Annotated in this window: 4 protein-coding genes; all 4 read left to right on the top strand. The window is 38.0% G+C overall.

The window, feature by feature from the left end; all coding sequences use genetic code 11:
* Positions 1–153: 153 nt before the first annotated feature.
* On the top strand, positions 154–330 hold the full coding sequence (locus tag IBX40_12820; protein MBE0525192.1) for a 50S ribosomal protein L18a: 177 nt from the start codon (positions 154–156) through the stop codon (positions 328–330).
* Positions 331–336: 6 nt separating this feature from the next.
* On the top strand, positions 337–801 hold the full coding sequence (gene pfdA, locus IBX40_12815; protein MBE0525191.1) for a prefoldin subunit alpha: 465 nt from the start codon (positions 337–339) through the stop codon (positions 799–801).
* Entirely contained in the window at positions 802–1,833 is a 1,032-nt protein-coding gene (ftsY, locus tag IBX40_12810) for a signal recognition particle-docking protein FtsY (GenBank protein ID MBE0525190.1), read from the top strand. It abuts the gene before it with no gap.
* Between the two features lie 176 nt (positions 1,834–2,009).
* A partial coding sequence (locus tag IBX40_12805; GenBank protein MBE0525189.1) for a hypothetical protein occupies positions 2,010–2,318 on the top strand: 309 nt, incomplete at its 3' end.

Genomic DNA, 2,318 nt, shown 5'->3' with positions numbered 1-2,318 from the left:
GAAAAATTCCTTTTTTGTTTTAGTATAGGGTAATATAAATACATTATTTAAGTTAATTGAATAAATTATATATCATGCAAATTGAATTAGGATACATCTTACTAATTATATCATATATACATAAATCTTAAATTTTTAGGAGATCGAACTGAAATGGAAAAATATATCGTAACAGGTAAATTTAAAGCTGGAAATAAATGGGAAAATTTCACCAAAAACATCACTAGCCAGAATGAAAACAATGCCAGAGGAAAAGTGTATTCTCTTATTGGTAGTGAACATGGTTTAAAACGTAATTTTATTCGCTTGGAATCTTTGACCAAGGAGTGAGTAACTTTGGCGTCTGAAAAAAAACGAACTGAACAAGACATCCATAATATTGCCATGCAGCACCAACAAATGCAATATCAGGCAGAAGGTTTGATGCAGCAGGTCAACATGGTTGGATTGTCCATTGATGAAAGCAATAGAGCAATCAACTCAATAAACGAGCTTGAAGGGATGGAAGATGGTCATGAAATCATGGTACCTATCGGTTCAAATACCAATATCAGGGCAAATCTGGTTAAACCGGATGGGGTGATCATTGAAATTGGTGCAGGTATCAGTATAGAAAAGAAGTTGGAAGACGCAAAGAAAAGTCTGGAAAAACAAAATAATGAGCTTACACAATATCAGCAGAATCTCCAAAAAACTCTAAATGAAATGATTTCCAAGATGAAGGAGATGGAAGCAGTAGTCACATCTGCTACACAACAACAACAACATGCACAACCTGGACAACCCATGCAGGGCTCATAGATGTTCAATAGTCTAAAACAAAAACTTAGCGGATTTAAAAATTCCTTTGGCAGTGTCCTGGAAAAAGAAGCCGAAAAGTCATCCAAAGAGATTGAAATCGAAAAGTCCGGGGAAGAAGGAACAGGGAAAAAGCCAGTCCGTACATCTGTAGGGATCGGCCAAAAAGCCAAAGCACTGCTATTAAACCGCGAATTCATAATTGATGAGAAATCGCTTGAAGACCCTTTGTGGGAACTGGAAATGGCCCTGCTAGAAAGTGATGTGGCCCTACCTGTCACAGAATCGATAGTCGAATCTGTGAAATCAGAACTGGTAGGCAGCAGCCATAAGATAGGGGAGAACAAGGGAAAGATCGTTGAACAGGCTCTTCGCAATTCAATATTTACTGTGTTGAATGTGAGCGATCTTGATTTTGATGATTTTATCAAAACATCCCACAAACCTATCACAATTGCATTTGTAGGCGTTAATGGCACTGGAAAGACAACCTCAGTTGCCAAGATCGCAAAATATTTGAACAACCACGGATACTCGGTCGTTATAGCGGCGGCAGATACATTTAGGGCCGGTGCTATCGACCAGCTCCAGCGTCATGCCGATAACCTGGGTGTAAAGATCATTAAACATCAGGAAAGCGGAGACCCGGCTGCAGTAGTATATGATGCTGTGGAATATGCCAAAGCTCGTAAAAAGGATGTAGTACTGGCAGATACAGCTGGCAGGATGCACACAAACATCAACCTGATGGACCAGCTAAAAAAGATCTGCAGGGTAACTCCACCTGATCTGGTTATATTCGTGGATGAAGCCATAGCAGGTAATGATGCAGTAGAAAGGGCCAACCTTTTCAATGAAGCTGTACCTTTTAGCGGAAGCATTCTTACAAAGGCAGATGCCGATTCCAAAGGTGGTGCAGCTATTTCAATAGCTCATACTACCGGTAAACCAATTCTGTTTTTAGGTGTTGGACAGGAATATGAAGATATAGTGAAATTCGATGCCCATTGGCTTATTGACAGGTTGTTTGAATAACAAACTGCCTTATTCATTTGGTTGAGGGGATACAAGAAACGAACTACCTTCCACCCTGCATTCTATCAGCACATCTTTTATGTCCACTGTCAAGTTGGATATAATTTTTAAAAAATCATTTATATATTAAGATAATTGACTTTAATAATTCCGAAATATTTTAAGAGGTATTCAATATGAATAAAAAACTAATAAATATTCTGCTTATTGGCTTAATTGTACTTGCTGCCAGTGGGTGTACGAGCGAAAATAATGAAAATGTGGCACAAGAATTAATTCCTTCAAATTCCGATTATGTAGGGAATGTTGAAATTAATACGATAATCAATGATAACGATTTTAATGATATTTATGAGGAGTGGCCAAAATCACGTAGTGACCCACAGACCATAAATGATGCAATGATAGAATTTGAAACCGAATCCGGAGTGGATGTAAGTAAGATTACAGATGTCACTTTTTTTGGCAGTCTGGATGATTCTATA

Source organism: Methanosarcinales archaeon (assembly GCA_014859725.1).
Lineage (GTDB): Archaea > Halobacteriota > Methanosarcinia > Methanosarcinales > Methanocomedenaceae > Kmv04.
This window is presented reverse-complemented; position numbering and strand designations above follow the sequence as displayed.

Coding starts and splice junctions, on each gene's coding strand:
- IBX40_12820 (MBE0525192.1), top strand. CDS start 154: ATGGAAAAATATATCGTAACAGGTAAATTTAAAGCTGGAAATAAATGG.
- ftsY (MBE0525190.1), top strand. CDS start 802: ATGTTCAATAGTCTAAAACAAAAACTTAGCGGATTTAAAAATTCCTTT.